14 protein-coding genes are annotated in these 20,195 nt (G+C 73.3%); 11 read left to right on the forward strand and 3 right to left on the reverse strand.

Annotated features, from left to right (window positions below; all coding sequences use genetic code 11):
- Nucleotides 1-40: 40 nt before the first annotated feature.
- The 7 genes from TK50_RS25490 to TK50_RS25520 all read left to right on the forward strand — a co-directional run bounded on the left by TK50_RS25490 (nucleotide 41) and on the right by TK50_RS25520 (nucleotide 11,351).
- Entirely contained in the window at nucleotides 41-1,153 is a 1,113-nt protein-coding gene (locus TK50_RS25490) for a sugar phosphate isomerase/epimerase family protein (protein ID WP_241774115.1), read from the forward strand.
- 379 nt (nucleotides 1,154-1,532) lie between these two features.
- Complete coding sequence (locus TK50_RS25495) at nucleotides 1,533-4,751, forward strand: ThuA domain-containing protein (protein ID WP_052503911.1); 3,219 nt, start codon at nucleotides 1,533-1,535, stop codon at nucleotides 4,749-4,751.
- A 304-nt stretch (nucleotides 4,752-5,055) separates the two neighbouring features.
- Entirely contained in the window at nucleotides 5,056-6,282 is a 1,227-nt protein-coding gene (locus tag TK50_RS25500; protein WP_144420388.1) for a glycosyltransferase family 4 protein, read from the forward strand.
- A gap of 64 nt (nucleotides 6,283-6,346) precedes the next feature.
- A complete protein-coding gene (locus TK50_RS25505; RefSeq protein ID WP_043967772.1) occupies nucleotides 6,347-7,846 on the forward strand; it encodes an O-antigen ligase family protein in 1,500 nt (499 codons plus the stop codon).
- Nucleotides 7,847-7,872: 26 nt separating this feature from the next.
- Entirely contained in the window at nucleotides 7,873-8,934 is a 1,062-nt protein-coding gene (locus TK50_RS25510) for a Wzz/FepE/Etk N-terminal domain-containing protein (RefSeq protein WP_043967774.1), read from the forward strand.
- A gap of 6 nt (nucleotides 8,935-8,940) precedes the next feature.
- A complete protein-coding gene (locus TK50_RS25515) occupies nucleotides 8,941-10,509 on the forward strand; it encodes an oligosaccharide flippase family protein (RefSeq protein ID WP_144420389.1) in 1,569 nt (522 codons plus the stop codon).
- Nucleotides 10,506-11,351 (forward strand): sulfotransferase family protein, encoded by an 846-nt coding sequence (locus TK50_RS25520; RefSeq protein ID WP_052503913.1) that lies wholly within the window; start codon nucleotides 10,506-10,508, stop codon nucleotides 11,349-11,351. The genes TK50_RS25515 and TK50_RS25520 overlap by 4 nt, the downstream gene beginning before the upstream one ends.
- A gap of 12 nt (nucleotides 11,352-11,363) precedes the next feature.
- Here the strand turns inward: TK50_RS25520 and TK50_RS25525 are convergent, their stop codons facing one another.
- The 3 genes from TK50_RS25525 to TK50_RS34225 are packed head-to-tail and all read right to left on the reverse strand — an operon-like array spanning nucleotide 11,364 to nucleotide 14,585.
- On the reverse strand, nucleotides 11,364-12,848 hold the full coding sequence (locus TK50_RS25525; protein WP_043967780.1) for a hypothetical protein: 1,485 nt from the start codon (nucleotides 12,846-12,848) through the stop codon (nucleotides 11,364-11,366).
- Nucleotides 12,845-13,639: a sulfotransferase family protein gene (locus TK50_RS25530; RefSeq protein WP_043967782.1), complete on the reverse strand. Its 795-nt coding sequence runs from the start codon at nucleotides 13,637-13,639 to the stop codon at nucleotides 12,845-12,847. Before TK50_RS25530 ends, TK50_RS25525 begins: the two co-directional genes overlap by 4 nt.
- Nucleotides 13,632-14,585 carry a sulfotransferase family protein gene (locus tag TK50_RS34225; RefSeq protein ID WP_043967784.1) on the reverse strand — a complete coding sequence of 318 codons (954 nt, stop codon included), beginning with the start codon at nucleotides 14,583-14,585 and terminating at the stop codon, nucleotides 13,632-13,634. The genes TK50_RS25530 and TK50_RS34225 overlap by 8 nt, the downstream gene beginning before the upstream one ends.
- A 222-nt stretch (nucleotides 14,586-14,807) precedes the next feature.
- Here TK50_RS34225 and TK50_RS34230 point away from each other — a divergent pair, with 222 nt between their 5' ends.
- The 4 genes from TK50_RS34230 to TK50_RS25555 all read left to right on the forward strand — a co-directional run bounded on the left by TK50_RS34230 (nucleotide 14,808) and on the right by TK50_RS25555 (nucleotide 20,051).
- Complete coding sequence (locus TK50_RS34230; RefSeq protein WP_043967785.1) at nucleotides 14,808-16,052, forward strand: glycosyltransferase; 1,245 nt, start codon at nucleotides 14,808-14,810, stop codon at nucleotides 16,050-16,052.
- A complete protein-coding gene (locus TK50_RS25545) occupies nucleotides 16,049-17,104 on the forward strand; it encodes a sulfotransferase family protein (RefSeq protein WP_052503914.1) in 1,056 nt (351 codons plus the stop codon). The genes TK50_RS34230 and TK50_RS25545 overlap by 4 nt, the downstream gene beginning before the upstream one ends.
- A 3-nt stretch (nucleotides 17,105-17,107) precedes the next feature.
- On the forward strand, nucleotides 17,108-18,019 hold the full coding sequence (locus tag TK50_RS25550) for a sulfotransferase family protein (protein WP_043967787.1): 912 nt from the start codon (nucleotides 17,108-17,110) through the stop codon (nucleotides 18,017-18,019).
- A 145-nt stretch (nucleotides 18,020-18,164) separates the two neighbouring features.
- Entirely contained in the window at nucleotides 18,165-20,051 is a 1,887-nt protein-coding gene (locus tag TK50_RS25555) for a CocE/NonD family hydrolase (protein ID WP_043967789.1), read from the forward strand.
- Nucleotides 20,052-20,195 lie beyond the last annotated feature (144 nt).

Here is a 20,195-nt window from a genome sequence, read left to right on the forward strand (position 1 = left end):
TCTCCACGGTCCGCAGGGCCGCATTCGAAAGGTGGACAATGTGAACGAGGATCAGCGCCGCATGGCCGCCGACCCCCAGTACCGCGCCCAGGTCACCCGCCGTCGGCTGCTGGCCGCGTCGGCCGGCGCCGCCGCCGTGCTCGGCGCGGCCGGCCTGCCGGTGCTCCAGACCAACGGTCCCGCCCGCGCGGACGGCAAGTGGCGGGTCGACCCGCTCATCCCGGCGCAGAACCGGGGCATCATCCTCTACAGCGTCCGGGACCGGATCTCCGCCGCCCCGGACGACAGCGGCGTGCCCTACGGCTTCGAGCGGGTGCTCGCCAGCCTGGCCGAGATGGGCTACAAGGAGATCGAGTTCGCCGGCTACAACCAGCACACCTCGATCCTGGGCCGGCAGATCACCCCGACGGAGATCCGCAAGATCCTGGACGACAACGGGCTGGTCGCCAACGGCACCCACACGTCGATCCGGGCGGACACGTTCCAGCAGCAGCTGGACATCGCCGAGGAACTCGGCATGAAGAACATCGGCACCGGCAGCGACCCGACCAACAGCGCCTACCAGTCCGACTGGGACGCCGCGGCCGACCTGTGGAACGAGCTCGGCCGGCAGGCCAAGGAGCGCAAGATGCGCCTCTACACCCACAACCACGACGTGGCCTACTCGTTCCTGCTCGACAGCGGCCCGCTGGACGCCAACGGCAAGCCCACCCGCTCCTCCGGCGTGCGCCGGCTGGAGTACTTCTTCGCCAAGACCGACCCGAAGTACGTCTTCTTCGAGTGCGACATCTACTGGGCGTACGTGGCCCGGCACAAGCACACCAAGTACATCAACTCGGCTGGCCAGGAGAAGACCTCGCTGTTCGACCCGATCCTGAACGTGGCCCGGCGGACCAAGCGGTTCCCGCTGTTCCACGCCAAGGACGGCAACCGCAACACCGCGCTGCCCAACGGCTACGAGATGATCCCGCTCGGTGAGGGCGACATCAACTTCCAGCAGTTCTTCCAGACCATCGGCGAGTCCGACTTCCACCACGCCAACTGGGAGATGGACACCGCCCCCGGCGGCGCCGCCAACCCGGGCCAGTCGCTGGACTTCGCCCGGCTCAGCTACGCCAACATGGCCGACCTGACCATCTACAACAAGGACTGATCCGTCCGCCGGCCGTAGCTGGGCACCGCCCGGCCGCACCGCCGCCGGCACCCAGGTGGCGGTCGCGTCCCCCCGACGTGACCGCCACCTCTCCCGGGGCCCGCCCCGACCGTCCGCGCCGCCCGGCGGCCCCGGACGACGACCGGCGCGCCGCCCCCCGTAGCCCGTCACCTCTTCCGACCCGTGACCCCGGGCCGCGCTGCCGCGCGCCCCCGGCACGGGCCCAGGCCGCACGCAGCTCCCGGTCGGCGAACCGCACGGGATCGGGACGGCGTCGTCCCGTCCCCACCGGAGAGCGAAACGCAGCACATACCACCCGGGTGGCCCCGGCGACCCGCCCGGAGCAGGCAGCACATCGTCCCCCCACCGGAGGAACCAGATGGCAAGATCGGTACACCGATGGCTCGCCGCGATCGCAGGGGTCGGGATCGTCGTCCCGCTCGCCGCGGCCGCCCCGGCGTTGGCCCAGCCGGCCCAGGACAAGACCAGCGTCCTGGTGTTCACCAAGACCGACGGTGAGCGTCACCCGTCGATCGACAAGGGCGTCAACGCGATCCGCACCCTGGGCAACGGCAACGGCTTCACCGTCGACGTCACCCAGAACTCGACCGCGTTCTCCGACGACAACCTGGCCAGCTACGGCGCGGTCGTCTTCCTCAACACCACCGGCGACGTGCTCGACAGCAACCAGGAGGCGGCCTTCGAGCGCTACATCCGCAGCGGTGGTGGCTACCTCGGCGTGCACGCCGCGGTCGAGGCGGAACCGTCGTGGACGTTCTACCGCGACATCGTCGGCACCACCGCCGCCGGCACCGCGCCGAGCGGGCCGGCGAGCATCGACGTGGCCGACCGGGCGCACCCGGCGAGCAAGCCGCTCGCCCGGCAGATCAGCCTGAACGACCAGTGGTACAACTTCACCACCAACGTCCGGGGCACCGCGCACGTGCTGGCCACGGTCGACGAGAAGACGTTCACCGGCGGCACCATGGGCTACGACCACCCGATCTCCTGGTGCAAGGACTTCCAGGGCGGCCGGTCGTTCTACACCGGGCTCGGCGACTCCGCCGACACGTACGCCAACGGCGCGTTCCGCAAGCACCTGCTCGGCGCGATCCAGTGGTCGGCCGGCATCGTCGAGGGGGACTGCGGGGCGACGGTCAAGGCCAACTACGAGAAGGTCATCCTCAACGACGAGCCGGGCGAGCCGATGACCCTGTCGGTGCTGCCCGACGGTCGGGTGCTGCACAACACCCGGGCCGGTGAGATCCGGCTGTACGACCCGAAGACCGGCGCCAGCCCGGTGATCACCACCATCCCCGTCTACCAGCACGACGAGGACGGCCTCCAGTCGGTCACCATCGGCCCGGACTTCGCCACCGACAAGTGGGTGTACGCCTACTACGCGCCGAAGCTCGACACGCCCACCACGGACGCGCCGGCGACCAGCACCGACCCGACCGCGTGGGACGTCTACAAGGGCCACAACCAGCTCTCCCGGTTCAAGTTCGTGGAGGAGCCGACCCCGCACCTGGACCTGGCCAGCGAGCAGAAGATCATGAAGGTCGACACCGACCGGGGCATCTGCTGCCACGTCGCCGGTGAGGTCAAGTTCGACGGCAAGGGGCTGCTCTACCTGGTCACCGGTGACGACACCAACGCCGGTGGCTCGGACGGCTTCACCCCGATCAACGAGTCGCCGACCCAGGGGCCGGGCTACGACGCCCAGCGGTCCGCCGGCAACACCAACGACCTGCGGGGCAAGGTGCTGCGGATCAAGGTGAAGGCGGACGGGTCGTACAGCATCCCGGCCGGCAACCTCTTCCCCGAGTCCGAGGACCGGGACAACAAGACCCGCCCGGAGATCTTCCTGATGGGTCTGCGCAACCCGTTCCGTTTCGACGTCGACTCCCGTGGCTTCGTCTACATCGGCGACTACTCGCCGGACTCGCAGGTGCCGAACCCGGCCCGGGGGCCGGAGGGCACCGGCCGGTGGATCGCCACCAACAAGGCCGGCAACTTCGGCTGGCCGTACTGCTACTCGCCGACGCTGCCGTACATCGACTACGACTTCGTCACCAAGCAGTCCAAGGGCGCGTTCAACTGCGCCGCGCCGGTGAACGACTCGCCGCGCAACACCGGCCGGCAGGTCCTCCCGCCGGTGCAGGACCCGCAGCTCAACTACACCTTCCGGGCCACCACCACCTGCGCCGAGGCGTACCTGGCCACCCCGCCCGGCACGTGTGAGTTCAAGTGGCCGGTGCTCGGCACCGGTGGCGTCGGCCCGATGGGCGGCCCGGTCTACAAGTACGACGCCGCGCTGGCCTCCGAGACCAAGTTCCCGGAGTACTACCACGACGCGGTGGTCTTCGGGGAGTTCACCCGGGACAAGATCTTCATGATGCGCACCAACGGCAGCGGCAAGCTGGTCGGGGTGGAGCAGTTCCTGCCGGGCTTCGTCTTCGACAACCCGATGGACATGGAGTTCGGCCCGGACGGCAACCTCTACGTGCTGGAGTACGGCGACGGCTTCTTCCGGGCCAATCCGGACGCCGCGCTGTCGGTGATCCGCTACGCCAAGGGCACCCGGGCGCCGGTGGCCGAGCTGTCGGCCAGCCCGACCTCCGGCCAGGCGCCGCTGACCGTGCAGTTCTCCGCCGAGGGCTCCTACGACGCGGACCCGGGTGAGACCATCACCTACGCCTGGGACTTCGACGGCAACGGCACCACCGACTCGACCCAGCGGGACGCGTCGCACACCTACACCACCAACGGGGTCTTCACCGCCAAGCTGACGGTCACCGACTCCAGCGGCAAGACGGCGGTGCTCACCCGCGAGATCACGGTGGGCAACACCGCGCCCACCGTGAAGGTCACCTCGCCGCTGTCGGGCACCTTCTTCAACTGGGGTGACACCGTGCCGTGGACGGTCACCGTGACCGACCCCGAGGACGGCCCGATCGACTGCAGCCGGGTCACGGTCTCGTTCGTGCTGGGCCACGACACCCACGGCCACGGCATGAGTGACGCCAACGGCTGCTCCGGCTCCTTCGAGACCCCGGCCGACGGCGCCGACCACGCCGGCGGCTACCTGTACGGCGCGATCAGCGCCACCTACACCGACAAGGGCGCCAACGGCCAGCCGGCGCTGTCCTCCCTCGACCAGGTGGTCCTGCAGACCTTCCGGCAGCAGGCCGAGTTCGCCCAGGTGCAGCAGGGCGTCACCCTGGCGAACACCACCGACGCCGGAGGCGGCCAGCACGTGGCCGGCATCGACAACGGCGACCACATCGCGCTCGACCCGATCAACCTGGGCGGGATCGACAAGATCACCTTCCGGTACGCCGGTGGCTCCACGGCCACCGCCGGAACCCCGCGCGGCATCGTCGAGCTGCGGCTCGACTCGCCGACCGGTGAGCTGGTGACCAGCGCGACGCTCAACGCGACCACCGGCACCAGCGCCTGGGCCAGCCAGACCTTCCCGGTCAGCCAGGCGGCCGGCACGCACGCGCTCTACCTGGTCTTCAAGCCCGTCTCCGGCGGACCCACGACCAGCCTGTTCAACCTCAACTGGGTGGAGTTCGGCGGCCCGACCTCCTGACGTCACCGCCCGGACGCCGGGAGGACGGAGTATCCGTCCTCCCGGCGTCGCACCGGCACCGGGGCGGCCACCGGCACCCTGCCGGGCGGCACCGCAGGTGCCCGACCCGGCCGGTGGCGACGGTGGCCGGCCAGGTCTGACTGACCGGCCAGTAGCCGGCCGATCGTCGATGATCTAGCGTCCCGTGCGCCCGGGGGCCACGCCCCGCCCCGGCACGCAGCGAAAACGAGGGGGGACCGTGCCGTTCCGTAACGATGCCGCCGACCGAGGGGGACAGCCCCGCCCCGACCGCCCGGGGCCGAGCGTGACCTGCCCGCCGGGCTGGCGTCCCCTGCGGGTGGCGATGATCGGCCAGAAGGGCGTGCCGGCCACCTACGGGGGGATCGAACGGCACGTCGAGGAGATGGCCAGCCGGCTGGCCGGCCTCGGCCACGAGGTGACCGTCTACTGCCGGGACAGCTACGGCGCGGTCGAGGAGACCCGGCACCGGGGCATCCGGTTACGGCGGGCCCGCACCGTGCCCAGCAAGCACCTCGACGCCATCGTGCACTCGGCCACCTCCACCGTGGCGGCGCTGACCGAGCGCCCCGACATCGTGCATTACCACGGCCTCGGCCCGGTGCTGACCGCGCCGCTGGCCCGGTACGCCTCCCGGGCCCGGGTGGTGCTCACCGTGCACGGGCTGGACAACCAGCGCGACAAGTGGGGCCGGGCGGCGCGGACCGTGCTCGGCACCGCGTACCGGCTCAGCGGGCACCTGCCCGACGCCCGGGTGACCGTCTCGCGGGGCCTGGCCGCGCACTACGCCAGCCGGTTCGGCCGGCCCGCCCGCTACATTCCCAACGGGGTGGTCGCCCCCACCCACCTGCCGCCCCGGGAACTGTCCCGGTTCGGCCTGCGCCCCGGCAACTATCTGCTGCTGGTCGGCCGGCTCGTCCCGGAGAAGGCCGCCGACCTGCTCGTGCGGGCGTTCCGTCAGCTGCCGACCGACCTGCGGCTGGCCATCGTCGGCGGTTCCTCCTTCACCGACGGGTACGTCGCCCAGCTCCGCGCCGCCGCCGGTGACGACCCGCGCATCGTGTTCACCGACTTCGTCTACGGCGACGTGCTGGCCGAGCTGTACTCGCACGCGGCGGCCTTCGTGCAGCCGTCCCGCCTGGAGGGGCTGCCGCTGACCGTGCTGGAGGCCGCCTCGTACGGCCTGCCGGTGGTGGCCAGCGACATCGAACCCCACCGCGAGATGCTCGACCGCGACGGCCCGGGGCAGCGGCTGTTCCGCGACGGCGACGTCGACGACCTGCGCCGCGCGTTGCACACGGTGACCGCCGACCTGCCTGCCGAACGGGCCGGCGCCGCGCTGCTGCGGGACCGGGTGCTCGCCGAGTACAGCTGGGATGCCGCCGCCCGTGAGCTGGAGGAACTCTACTTCTCGCTGGCTCTGCGCGCCCCCCGCCGGGGGGAACCGGACGTTGGGTCGCCCACGGTCGGCGTAACGGCCCATGTCCCCCGACCTCGGCGACCGTTAGATTAGGCCGTCCTTCCGGCCGTCGGCGGCGACCGGCAACAGTTCCCTGGAAACGAGTGGTCGGCGAGCGGTGGACGGACAGCGACACGGCACGGAGGGTGACCTCGCCCTGCCCGAGGGCGGGCGGCGCCGGTGGGCCGCCGGTGATCCGACCGCCCGCCTGCTGACCGTCGGCGCGGCCCTGCTCTGCGCCGTGGCGGCGGTCGCCGTCGGGTTGGCCGCCACCGGTGGTGGCCGGGTCGGCGCGGTGCTGCCCCTGGCGGTCCTCGCCGGGCTGGCCGTCGGCGTGCTCGCGCTGACCCGGTTCGCGGCGTACGTGCTGCTGATGCTGGCGGTCCGCTCCTGCGTCGACCTGTTCAAGCTCAGCGGCCCGACGGCCGGCCGGGCCGACGGCGCGGCGGCGACCCGGGCGATGGACCCGTCGACGATCCTCGCGGTGCTGTTCCTGCTCGCCGCCGGCCTCTGGCTCGCCGCCCAGCTGCGCCAGCGGGGCCGGCTGCGCGGCTCGCCGCTCGGCGTGGCGATGCTGCTGGTCGGGGCCACCTCCCTGGTCAGCGCGGCGGGGGCCGCCCAGCCGGTGCCCAGTGCCCTGGAGGCGCTGCGGATCGGCACCGTGGTGGTGATGTTCGTGGTCCTGGAGCAACTGATGCCGGACCTGCCGGCGGTCCGCCGGGTGCTGCTCGCCGCGTACGCCTCGCTGGCGCTGGCGGTCGGCTACACCGTCGTGCTGTCCCTGCTCGGCCACCCACCGGCCGAGGTCAAGGGGGGCTTCACCCGGATCAGCGGGCCGTTCGGCCAGTCCACCACCTTCGGCCGCTACCTGATGTTCATGGTGATCTTCGGGTTCGGCATCTTCCGCTACCTGAGCCGCCGGCTCCGGCTCGGCCTCGGCGCGTTGCTCGCCGCGTCGCTGCTGTTCCTGCTGCTCACCAACACCCGCAGCGCGATCCTCGGCGCGGGGCTGGGCCTGCTGGTGGTGGCGGTGCTGCACCGCAGCCGGCGGATGCTGGTGGCGCTCTGCCTGGTCGCGGTGGCCGGGGTGGCCCTGCTGCCGAGCGTGGCGCACCGCTTCGGGCAGCTCGCCGACAGCACCGCCGTGGGCGGCGGCCCGACCGGCAACACCCTCGCCTGGCGGGTCGGCTACTGGTCGGAGATCGTGTCGCTGGCCAACCGCAACCCGGTCACCGGGATCGGCCCCAACATGACCAAGTTCGAGGCCGACGAGGCGAAGAAGCCACACAACGACTTCCTGCGCGCGTACGTGGAGACCGGGCTGGCCGGGCTGCTGGCGTACCTGGCGATGCTGGCGCTGTGTCTGCACACCGGGCTGAACGCGCTGCGCCGGGCCCCACCGGGGAGCCTCGGCCGGGGGATCGCGATCGGGTTCCTGGGCTGCGCGGTCGCCTTCGTCGCGGTCAGCGCGGCGTCCAACGTGATCTCGAACGTGGTCACCCTGTGGTACTTCGCGGCGTTCGCCGCGGCAGCCGGCGCGGTCGCCCGGGGGCTACCGGCCGAGCCGACCCGGCTGGCGACGCCCCGACCGGCGGGCACCGGGTGGCACAACCGATGAAGCAACGAGCAGTGGGGAGCGGCAGGGTGGAGATCGTCGACTATCTGCGGGTCGCGCGGCGTCGACTCTGGCTGCTGGTGGGCATTCCGCTGGTGGCCGGGGCGGCGGCCGCGCTGGTCGTCCTGCTCGGCCCGCAGCAGTACGCGGCCACCTCGTACGTCGCCGCGCCCGCCCTGGTCGGCGGCAGCGCGGCCCAGCAGTACACCGGCACCCAGGCGGCCAACCAGTTCGCGGCGGCCTTCGCCGCGGCGGTGACCTCCCCGCAGGTGGTCGACCAGGTGGCGGCCGACACCGGGGTGCCCGCCGACACGCTGCGCGGCGGGCTGGCGGTCAAGCAGGTCGGCGCGAGCAGCCAGCTCACCGTGACCTACACCGCCGCCGACCGGTCCACGGTCGACCCGGTGCTCGCCGCGACCGGCAAGCGGGCCCTGGCCTTCCTCTTCGCCAGCCAGGTCGGCATCGCCACCGACGAGGTGAAGACGGCCACCGACGAGCTGACCACCGCCACCCGGGCGATCAACGACTGGGAGAAGACCAACAAGGTCAGCCAGCCGGACAAGCTCTACCAGTCGACTCTCCAGGAGATCGCCAGCCTGCGTCAGCAGCAGTTGCAGATGCAGGCGGTCGGCAACGCCCGGGGGGCCAACGCCGCCGCCGAGTCGATCAGCGCCGGGCAGAAGCGGCTCGACGGGCTCGGCCCGAAGCTGCCCGACTACCAGGCGCTGATCGCGCAACGGGACAGCGCCACCAGCGCGTTGGCCTCGGCCCGGCAGCGGCTGCAACAGGCCCGCGCCCAGTCCCAGGCCGCCGACCCGGAGAAGGTGACCAGCGTCGGCGAGGTGCAGCCGGTGTCCCGGGTGAAGGCGCTGGTCGGCCTGGTGCTCCCGGTGCTCGGCGCCGGCCTGCTGCTGGCCGTGCTGCTGGTCGCGGTGCTGGAGTGGCTGTCGCGCAGCCGCCGGGCCGGCCAGCCGTCGGCCGTCGGTCGGGCGGCTCCGGCCCCGACCGGTGGGCAGCGCGGCAGCGACGACACGGTGGTGCTGCCGGCCGTCACGGCGACCGTGCCCGAGCAGAACTCCCGGCACCGGTAGGTGGGGGTGCCGGAAGGGTCCGCGCGGGGCGACCAGCACGTCCGGGGAATGGCCCGGGGCGGTGGGCTCAACCTGCTCGGCGCCCTGCTCAGCCAGGCGGCGGTCTTCCTGATCATGCTGCTGCTGGCGCGGGTGCTGGGCATCCGGGAGGTCGGCCGGTACGCCCAGTGCTACGCGGTGCTGTCGCTGGCCGGGCTGCTGTCGCTGTCCGGGTTCCGGGCCGGCCTCACCCGGTTCGTGGCGGTGCACCTGGCCGACGCGGACGCCCCGGCGCTGCGCGGCACCATCCGGTTGGGACTGGCCGTCTCGGCCGGCTCGTCGGTCGTCCTCGCCGGGGCGCTGGCGGCGGGCGCGCCCTGGCTCGCCGACCGGCTGCATGACCCGGGGCTGGTCACCGGCCTGCGGCTGGTCGCGCTCACCCTGCCCGCCTCGACGGTCTGCGAGGCGGCCCTCGCGGCGACCCGGGGCTGGCGTACCCAGCGGCCGTTCACCTTCATCGGCCAGCTCTACGAGCCGGGCGTCCGACTGCTGCTCACCGCGCTCGCCCTGGTCACCGGGGTGGGGCTGACCGGGGCCTTCTGGGCGCTGGTGGTGGCCGGCTGGTCGGCCGCCCTGCTCGCCCTGCTGGCGCTGGGCCGGATGGTGCGCCGGGTGCCGCCGGCCCGCCCGGTGCACCGGCCGGGGGAGCTGTTCCGCTTCTCCACGGTCAGCTGGGTGTCGTCGCTGTCGTCGACCGGGCTGATCTGGGTCGACACCCTGCTGCTCGGCTTCTTCGCCAACCCGGACATCGGCGTCTACAACGTCGCCACCCGGCTCGTCACCGTCGCCATCTTCGTCCTCGCGCCGGTCAACGCCGCGTTCGGGCCGTACCTGGCGCACCTCTACCACCGGGGGGACCTCGACGACGTCCGCCGGGTCTACGCGGTGGCCACCGGCTGGGTGGTCCGGCTGTCGCTGCCGGCGTTCGTGGCGCTGCTGGTCCTCCCCGGCGACCTGCTGCGCGTCTTCGGCGGCGAGGTCGCCACCGGCGCGGCGGTGACCGTGATCCTCGCCCTCGGCCAGCTGGTCAACGCGGCCACCGGCCCGTGTGGCACGGTGCTGAACATGTCCGGCCGGGTGGCCCTCAACATGGCCGACAACCTGGTCGCCCTGCTGCTCAACGTGCTGCTCAACCTGTGGCTCATCCCGGCGTACGGGATCGTCGGCGCGGCGGCGGCGTGGAGCGCCTCGCTGATCGTGGTCAACGTCGCCCGGGTGGTGCAGGTCCGCCACCTGACCGGCGCGCTGCCGTTCACCGTCGGGATGGCCAAGGGGCTGGCCGCCGGGGTCGCCGCGCTGCTCGCCGGGCTGCTGGTGCGCTGGCTGGTGCCGGGCTGGCCGGGGCGGCCGGCCGCCGGGCTGACCGCGATCGTGGCCGTCTACCTGGGGACCGTGCTGGCACTGGGCCTCAGCCGGGAGGACGTGATGGTGCTGCGCACCCTGGCCCGCCGACGCCGTCGCGGCGGCCCGCCCGATGCCGCCGGAGACGGTCCCGCCCCGGCCGTCGACGAGGCCGGCCGGGCGGTGTCGCGGTGAGCGCGGGGCCGCGGCGGGCCACCGTGGACCGACTGCGCCGGATGGTACGCGGCACCCGCGCCTGGGCGCGGGCGGCGCGGCCCGGCCCGGTCGGCGCGCTGCCCGATTTCCTGATCATCGGTGGGCAGCGGTGCGGCACCACCTCGCTGCACCACTACCTCGCCGCGCACCCCGACGTGCGGGCCGCCACCGGCAAGGAACTCCAGTTCTTCAGCCTGCACTACGGTCGAGGGCCGCGCTGGTACCGGGCGCACTTCCCACCGGCCGCCCCCGGCCGACGCAGCTTCGAGGCCAGCCCCTACTACCTGTTCCACCCCGGCGTGCCGGCCCGGGTGGCGGCGACGCTGCCCGAGGCCCGGTTCGTGGCGCTGCTGCGCGACCCGGTCGAGCGGGCCTACTCGCACTACCTGCACACCCGCTCGTACGGGCTGGAGCCGTTGGGCTTCGCCGAGGCGCTCGCCGCCGAGCCGGGGCGGCTGGCCGCAGCGCTGGCCGACGGGCCGGACACCCCGGCGGCCCACCACGCGCTGCGCAACTTCTCCTACGCCGCCCGGGGCCGCTACGCCGAGCAGCTCGACCGCTGGTACGCCCACCTGCCCGCCGAACGGCTGCACGTGATCCGCAGCGAGGACCTGTACGCCGACCCGGCGACCACCTATGCGGGCGTGCTGCGGTTCCTCGGGCTGGACCCGTACACCCCGGCGGAGTTCGCCCGGCACACCCGCCGGGCGGACACCGGCCCGTCCCAGCTCACCGCCGAGTTGCGGGCCGAGCTGTCCGCCGGGTTCGCTCCGCACAACGCCCGCCTCGCCGAGCTGCTCGGCTGGCCCCGCACCTGGTGAACGGCCACCGCGTCAGCGGATCGGGGCGAGGACGTCGGCCGGGTCGCCCTTCGCGCGCAGCAGCACCGGGCTCGGCCCGATCGGCAGCGCGCCGGTGCGGGCGGGCGGGTCGGCACCGACCGGGCCGCCGGTCACGTCCGCGCTGGCCGGCAGCGACACCGTGCCCCCGGTGATCGACCAGACCACCAGGGTGCTCTCCGCACCCCGGCGGAACGCCACTCCGGTCAGCCCCTTGGCGTGCACGGGTTCGACGGTCGCGTCCCGGGCCGCCGCCGCCAGCGCGGCCAGCATCGCGCCCGCCTGCCGCTGGGTGCCGTCCGGGTCGAGCAGGCCGTAGCGGACCTCCGCCCCGGCCCGGTTGTCGGGGTTGTACGCCAACGGCAGCCAGAGCACCTCGTGGATGCCCCCGGCCACGAGCTGACTGACCACCTTGACCATCTCGTCGCCCCGGGCTGCGGCGTCGTCCGCGCCGTCCTTCCAGAACTGGCCGACCTCCCACGCCTGCACCGGCACCCCGGCAGGGGTCTCCGCGCGCAGGTAGTCCAGCAGCGCCGGCACCCCGGAGAAGTGCTCGTAGAAGTGCAGTTGCCGGACGTCGACCACCCGGTCGTCGAGCAGCTTCTCGGTGACCGCCAGGTAGGCCAGGTTGCGGGAGTTCTGCGCGTTGTCCAGCGCCGCGCGCAACGCCGCCGGGTCGGCCACCGCCGGGATCAGCCGCCCCCGGGTGCCGATCCGCCGCTGGAAGTACGCCTGGTAGGCGGCGACGGCCTGGTCCGGCTGCCCGGCCCGCAGCAGCCGGTCGGCCACCCCCATTCCGTACGCGACGCTGCTCATGCCCGAGTCGACCACCTTGGCCTGCGGGTCGGCCGACCGGATCGCCTCGGCGGCGGCGGTGACCAGCCGGCGGTAGTCCTCGGGGCTGCCGGCCCAGTACTGCTGCGCGTTGACCTCGTTCTCGATGGCGTACTCGCGGACCCCGTACGGGGCGTACCGCTGCACCAGGGCGCGGACGAACGCCTGGTAGGCGGCGAGGTCCCGGGGCATCGCCGACTCGGTCTTGTTGGCCTGGCCCCGGGTGAACTTCGCCGTCCCGCCGGTGGCCCAGCAGACCCCGGTGCGGATCTTCAGGTGCAGGGCGATGCCGAGCTGCCGGCTGCGCTCGGCGATCCGGTCCACCGCCGAGAAGTCCGGGCTGCCCTGGGTCTTCTCGATGTCGCACCAGCTCAGCTCGTGGTAGGTCGCCGAGCCGGAGAGCTTCTCCAGGTAGGGCACGAACTGGTCGTGGCGGGACCAGTCCCAGTGCGCGCCGAACGGGTTGCGGGCCGTCGCGCCGGCCGGTGGCGCGCCGGTGGCACCGGCCGACGGGGTGGCCGCCGCCGGGCCGGTCGCCGACGGGGCCGGGCGGGGGGCGGGATCGTCCGAACAGGCCGCCCCGGCGACCAGGGCGGCCAGCAGCACCCCGGCGAGCAGCACCCGCCGCCCGGTCCGGCGGCTCACCGGTAGCCCAGTTCGCGCAGGGTGGCACCGGAGAAGATCCGGACCAGCACCCGCAGGAAGGGGTCCAGTTCCCGGCGGTAGGTGCCGACCCGGGAGCCGTAGATCGGGGCGTCGGTGCCGGCGGCGGCCCGCCGACGGTCCGCCTCGGCGGTGTACTTGCCCGCCACGTCGTGCTGTTTGCCGTCGTAGTCGAGCACGCCCGCCTCCCAGGGTTCGCCGAGGAACTCGAACAGGGCACGCATGGCCTTCTCCGGGTCGGTGACCGCCTCCTCGTAGCGCAGTTCGTGGTAGCGGTCGGCCGGCAGCCGGGCCCCGGAGGCACGGGCGATGCGGATGTAGCGCGGCCACTTCACCACGCACTTCACCGCCGACCAGTAGCCGAACCGCTTGCGGTGCGACACCACCACGTCCCGGCCGTCCCGCACGACATGCACGAACTGCGCGTCGGGGAAGACCTCGGCCAGGAAGTCGATGGACAGCGCGTAGAGCGGCGTCTTGTCGGCCCAGCGGGTCTTTCCCCGGGACCGGGCGTAGTCGGCCTGGATGCCGCCGAAGAAGTCGGCGATGCGGCCCAGCCAGTATTCCCGGGGGAACCCGAAGCGGGCCAGCCGCTCCCAGTCCCGCCCGACGATGCGCTGCATGTCGGCCAGGAACCGGGTCTCCGGGCCGCAGCTGACCCGGGAGTGCGAGTCCAGCACCAGCCGCAGCATCGTGGTGCCGGACCGCTGGCAGCCGACCAGGAAGATCGGCCCCCGGGCCGCCCCCGCCGCCGGGGTGTGCGGTTCAGCCATGGTCCACCACCTCCTGCCGGCCGGCCGCCGCGTCCAGCCGCTCGGCCAGGGTGGTGCAGAGCGCCCGTACCCGGGCGTCGATCTCCAGCCGGGGCCGCGCCGGGGTGCGCGCGCCGACGTGCGCGTGCAGCACCGGGTCGTACGGCAGGTCGAGGAAGGCGCACAGCCGCCGGGTGGACCCCGCCGGGTCGGCGACCAGCAGGTCGTACGAGCAGAGCAGGGTGTCCGGGCGGTCGGCCAGCCCGAGGGAGAAGTACAACGAGTTGCGCACGTACCAGAACAGGGCGGCGGCGGTGTGCGGGGTCATCCGGTCGTAGTCGAAGCCGGCGACCAGGTCCCGCATCGGCGCGTCCAGGCGCTGCCCCTGCCAGCGGTCCCCGATCGTGCCGTCGGCGATCGCCCGCAGCGCCCGCAGGTTGGCGTCGCCGAACTTCGCCACCTCGGAGCGGGCCCGGTCGTCGACGTCCCGGTACGCCCACAGCGCGCGCCCCGGCGCGACCCCGGCCAGGTCGAGCAGCTCGTCCACCCGGTGCGTGTCGCACAGCGGCTTGACCAGCACGTACCGGTGCCGGCTGCGCCGGATGACGGCGGCCAGCACCGGGTCGGGGCGCAACCGGAAGCGGTGGAACACGGCGCGGTCGTTCTCGTTGCGGACCTCCACCGACGGGTCGGCGTCCAGCCCCCGGGTCAGCATGTTGGTGCCGGAGCGTTGCAGGCCCACCAGGTAGACCGGGACGGCCCGGCCGGGCGGCCCGGGATGGGCCCGCCGCCAGCGCCACTTCGCCAGCGCGGTGCGGGCCCGGTCGACCGGGTCGAGCCGGTCCTCCTCGATCAGCCGCCGGACGCCCTCGGTGCGCGCCCAGCGCAGGTGCCGGCGGACCCGTCGGGCGGTGTACGCCAGCGCCGAGGGCTCGTCGGGGTGGGGCACCGGGTCCTCCTCGGGCACGTCAGGCGGGGTGGGGCACACGGTACCGGCAGATCAGCACGGGTGGCCACGTGGCCGTGTGGTCGACCGGCGATGGGCCGTGTGGTCAGCTTGGGGATCATGAGCTGGACTCACGACGTGGCTGGTGCATACGGTGGGGCCCCTGGTCACCGCTGCCGTCCGGGGCGACCACCCCACCCCTGGACCCCGACGAACCGCAGCAGCCACCCCCGGAGCGGGCCGATGCGTGTCCTCCATGTCAACAAGTTCCTCTACCGGCGCGGCGGCGCCGAGGGCTACCTGCTCGACGTCGCCGAGCTGCAACGGGGCGACGGCGACGAGGTGGCCTTCTTCGGCATGACCCACCCGGACAACGACGCCCCCACCCCGTACGCCCGGCACTTCCCGTCCCGGGTGGAGCTGGACCCGGCGCCGCGCGGCGCGGGCCCCCGGGCGGCGGCGGCGGCCCGGATGATCTGGTCGCCGGCCAGCCGGCGGGGCCTGGCCCGGGTGCTCGACGAGTTCCGGCCCGACGTGGTCCACCTGCACAACATCTACCACCAGCTCTCCCCGTCGGTGCTGGCCGCGGTGCGGGCCGCCCGGGTGCCGGCGGTGATGACCCTGCACGACTACAAGCTGGCCTGCCCCAGCTACCAGATGCTCGACCGGGGGGCGGTCTGCGACGCCTGCGTGACCGGCGGTCCGCTGCGCGCGGCCCGTCGCCGCTGCAAGGACGGTTCGTTCGGGGCCAGCTCGCTGCTGGCCGTCGAGTCCTGGCTGCACCGCACCACCCGGGCGTACGGGCCGGTGCAGGCGTTCGTCAGCCCCAGCCGGTTCCTGGCCGACGTGATGCGCCGGGCCGGTGTCTTCCCCGACCGGATGCACGTGGTGTCGCACTTCGTCGACGTCGCCGCGACGGCGGTGAAGGCGGCCCCCGGCGGGCCGGTGGTCTTCGCCGGCCGGCTGGCCCCGGAGAAGGGCGTCGACGTGCTCATCGAGGCGCTCACCCGACTGCCCGACGACGTCGTGCTGGAGGTGGCCGGGGACGGCCCGGCCCGCGACGGGCTGACCGAGCTGGCCCGGCGGCGGGCCCCCGGCCGGGTCCGGTTCCACGGCCGGCTGGACAAGGCCCGGCTGCACGAGCTGGTCCGCTCGGCCACGGTGGTGGCGGTGCCGTCCCGGTGGAACGAGAACCAGCCGATGGCGGTGCTGGAGGCGTACGGCTGCGGGGTGCCGGTGGTCGCCTCCGACCTGGGCGGGCTGCCCGAGCTGGTCACCGCCGGGGTGGACGGCGAGGTGGTGCCCGCCGACGATCCGGTCGCGCTGGCCGCCGGGCTGGCCCGGGTGCTGGCCGACCCGCAGCGCGCGTACCGGATGGGGCGGGCCGGCCGGGCGCGGGTGGAGCGGGACTTCTCCCCGCAGGCGCACCTGACCCGGTTGCGGGAGGTCTACGCGACCGCCGCGCGGACCGTGCGGGAGCCGGCGTGAACCCGCCGGTGCGGGTGCTCTACCTGGCCGGCAGCGGACGCAGCGGCAGCACCCTGGTCACCACCGTGCTGGGCCAGTACGACGGGGTCTTCGCCGCCGGGGAGCTGCGCTACCTGTGGCAGCGCGGCGAGGTGGAGAACCGGCCGTGCGGCTGCGGCCGGCCGCTGCGGGACTGCCCGCTGTGGCGTGCGGTGACCCAAGAACTGCCGGTGGAGCGGGCTGCCACGATCGCCGCCGGACTGCGGGGCCGGCTGCGGATGCGCGGGCTGCCGGCGCTGCTGCGCCGCCACCGGCGGGGGATCCGGCCGGTGCCCGCGCACCCCGACGACGCGGCGCTGGCCGACCTGTACGCGGCCGTGGCCCGGCACACCGGGGCCCGGGTGGTGGTCGACTCGTCGAAACTGCCCCCGTACGGCGCGCTTGTCGGCGCGCTGCCCGGCATCGACCTGCGGGTGCTGCACCTGGTCCGCGACCCCCGGGCCACCGCCTTCTCCTGGCGTCGTCGCCGGGGGCTCGACGGCGACACCGACCCGGAGCTGATGAGCCGGCCGCCGGTGTGGAAGGCGGCCCTGCTCTGGCTGGTGTGGAACACCGTGACCGTCCGGCTGTGGGGTGACCGCGCCCCGGGGGGCTACCTGCGCGTGCGCTACGAGGACCTGACCGCCGACCCGGAGCCGACGCTGCGCCGGATCGCCGCCTTCGCCGGGGTCGACCCCGACGGCGGCCCGTTCACCGGCCCGGCGACGGTCCGGCTGACGCCGACGCACTCGGTGGCCGGCAACCCGTCCCGGCACCGGACCGGCCCGGTGCCGATCACCGCCGACGTGCAGTGGCGGCGCGACCTGTCCCGCTGGTCGTACGCGCTGGTCACCGCGCTGACCGCGGCGGGGCTGCGCCGGTTCGGCTACCCGTGGCGGCGCGGCGGCCCGGGCCCGGCGGGGGCCGAACGGTCGGCGGGGGACGGGCGGCCCGCGCAGGGTGGGCCGGCTGCGGCCGGTGGGCGGCCGGTGGGCGTCGGGCGGTCGGGGCCGGCCCGGCACGAGGAGGGCTGAGCGATGTTGGCGGTGGTGGTGGGCACCGGGCGGTGCGGGTCGACCCTGGTGCAGGAGCTGTTGTCCCGGCACCCCGGGGTCGGGTTCGTCTCCGGCGTCGACGACAAGCTGTCCCGGCTCAACCTGACCGGCCGGCTCAACGGCCCGCTGTACCGGCGGTCGGCACCGCGTCCGGCGGGCATGACGTCGCTGCGGCACAGCCGCCGGTTGCTGGAGAAGGGCCGGCTGCGGGTCGCCCCGTCGGAGGCGTACCACCTGCTGGACCGGCACGTGCTTGCCGGGTTCTCCCGCCCGTGCCGGGACCTGACCGCCGAGGATCTCACCCCGTACCTGCGGCGGCGGCTGCGCGCCTTCTTCGACGCCCGGATCGCCCGGCAGGGCTGCCGGCTGCTGCTGCACCACGTGACCGGTTGGCCGAGGACCGGATTCCTGCGGGCCGGCTACCCGGAGCTGCGGGTGGTCAACGTGGTCCGCGACGGCCGGGCGGTGACCAACTCCTGGCTCCAGATGGGCTGGTGGGACGGCTGGCGCGGGCCGGACAACTGGTTCCTCGGCCCACTGCCGACCGACCTGCGCCGGGAGTGGGAGGAGTACGACAGGTCGTTCCCGGTGCTCGCCGCGCTGGGCTGGAAGATGCTGATGGACTCCTTCGCCGAGGCCCGCGCGGCGCACCCCGAGGCGCAGTGGCTCGACGTGCGCTACGAGGACCTGCTCGCCGACCCGCGCGGCGAGGTGGCCCGGATGCTCGACTTCCTCGACCTGGACTGGTCGCCGGCGTTCGAGAAGGGCTTCGGACGGTACCGGTTCCACGCCGGTCGGCAGGCGGCCTACCACGAGGAGTTGGGCGACGCGCAGCTCGCCGCCGTGGAACGGGTGCTGGACAAGCCGCTGCGGCAGTGGGGCTACCGGGACTGACCGGCGCGGCACACCGCCGTCGGGCGTCGTCGCGTCGGCGTCGGAGCGGCGCGGGCAAAGTTCCTACAGGTGCAGGTGGTGGTGCCGGTCGGTCGGCCCATAGCGTGCCTGGTCTCGGGACATTCAAGGAGACTGCATGGCTGCAATGGGAACACCCCTTCGCGCCGGGGCGGCCGTACTGTCCGCGGTGCTGCTCGCCGCCCTGGGCGCGGCGCCACGCGCGGTGGCGGCGTCGGACGCACCGGCGATCGTGGTCCAGGACGGGGTCACCCAGCCGGTGTTCGGCTACGCCGACGCCATCCGGGAACGCCTGTTCATCGACTCCACCTTCGACAGCGACAACGACGGTCTGCGCGACATCATCGCGTTCGACCTGATGCGACCGGCGGCCACCGCGAACGGGCTCAAGGTGCCGGTCATCATGGACGCCAGCCCCTACTACTCGACGGTCTGCCGGGGCAACGAGTCCGAGTGCAAGGCCGACCTGGACGGCGACGGCCTGCTCGACAGGTGGCCGCTGTTCTACGACAACTACTTCGTGCCGCGCGGCTACGCGGTGATCCTGCTGGACATGGTGGGCACCAACAACTCCACCGGCTGCCCCACCACCAACGCCAACCAGGACAACCTCAGCGCCAAGCAGGCGATCAACTGGCTCAACGGCCGGGCCACCGCGCGCAACGCGGCCGGCCAGGTGGTCACCGCCGACTGGCACAACGGCAAGTCGGGCATGATCGGCAAGTCGTACGACGGCTCGCTGGCCATGGCGACGGCGGTGACCGGCGTCAAGGGCCTGACCACGGTGGTGCCGATCAGCGGTCCCACCGAGTACTACGACTACGTGCGCAGCAACGGGGTGGTCACCCGGGGCAACAGCTACGTGGCGTCGCTGGCCAACACGGTCACCAACCCGGAGCGGCGGGACTACTGCAAGCCGGTGCGCGACGCGATGGCCGCCGCCGACGGCGACGAGCACGGCGACTACACCGCCTTCTGGAACGAGCGCAGCTACGTCAAGAAGGTCCCCAACATGACCGCCAGCGTGCTGCTCTACCACGGTCTCAACGACGACAACGTCCGCCCGGACCACTTCAGCAAGTTCTGGTACGCCCTGGCGGAGAACAACATCCCGCGCAAGCTGTGGCTCTCCCAGGAGGGGCACGTAGACCCGTTCGACTCGCGGCGCGCGGTCTGGGTGTCCACCCTCCACCGGTGGTTCGACTTCTGGCTGCACGGGGTGGCCAACGGGATCATGGACGAGCCCCGGGTCGACCTGGAGCGTGCCGCCGACGTGTGGGAGACCCACGCCGACTGGCCGATCCCCGGCAAGGCCGACACCGAGGTGTTCCTCCAGCCCGGCACCACCGGGGCCGGCGGCCTGAAGCTGGTGCCGACCGCCAAGCCGGCGACCGGCGCGTTCCAGGACAGTCGTACCCAGAGCCAGAACACCATGATCCTCAACCCGGACACGGTGCAGCCGAACCGGCTGGCGTTCCTGTCCGCGCCGCTGACCGCGCCCCTGCACATCTCGGGCACGCCGACGGTGCAGCTGCGGGCCTCGGCCGACCAGACCGACACCAACTTCGGGGCGATCCTGGTCGACTACGGCACCGACGAGCGGGTGGCGCACCGGGCCTCCGGCGAGGGCATCATCACCCTGACCACGGAGGACTGCTGGGGGCTGAACAGCCCGACCGACGACGGCTGCTACAAGCAGACCGCCAAGCGGGTCGCCACGGCCGACTACGAGCTGGTCACCAAGGGCATCATGGACGCCCAGAACCGGCAGTCCATCCGCACCGCCGTGCCGCTGGTGGTGGGGGAGTCGTACAACTTCACCTTCCCGCTGCTGCCGGAGGACTACGTCTTCAAGCCGGGCCACCGGATCGGCGTGATCATCGTGGCCAGCTACCCGCAGTACTCCAGCCAGGCGGACACCACCGCCGCGAACATCACGGTCGCCCTGAAGAGCAGCAAGATCGTTCTTCCGGTGGTCGGCGGCACCACCGCCGCCCACGCGGCCGGTCTCTGACCGGTCCCCGGGTGGCCGCCGGCGCAGTGCTGCGCCGGCGGCCACCCGGCCAGGTCACCCGTGGGGGTCCCCGTCGCGTACGACGTCACCGTCGGCGAGGGAGGGCTGGAGCAAGCACCTATTGACAAACATTATTAACAATTG

It is taken from the genome of Micromonospora haikouensis, from assembly GCF_000876225.1.
Taxonomy (GTDB): Bacteria; Actinomycetota; Actinomycetes; order Mycobacteriales; family Micromonosporaceae; genus Micromonospora; species Micromonospora haikouensis.

Coding starts and splice junctions, on each gene's coding strand:
- TK50_RS25555 (WP_043967789.1), top strand. CDS start 18,165: ATGGGAACACCCCTTCGCGCCGGGGCGGCCGTACTGTCCGCGGTGCTG.
- TK50_RS25550 (WP_043967787.1), top strand. CDS start 17,108: ATGTTGGCGGTGGTGGTGGGCACCGGGCGGTGCGGGTCGACCCTGGTG.
- TK50_RS25495 (WP_052503911.1), top strand. CDS start 1,533: ATGGCAAGATCGGTACACCGATGGCTCGCCGCGATCGCAGGGGTCGGG.
- TK50_RS34230 (WP_043967785.1), top strand. CDS start 14,808: ATGCGTGTCCTCCATGTCAACAAGTTCCTCTACCGGCGCGGCGGCGCC.
- TK50_RS25530 (WP_043967782.1), bottom strand. CDS start 13,639: ATGGCTGAACCGCACACCCCGGCGGCGGGGGCGGCCCGGGGGCCGATC.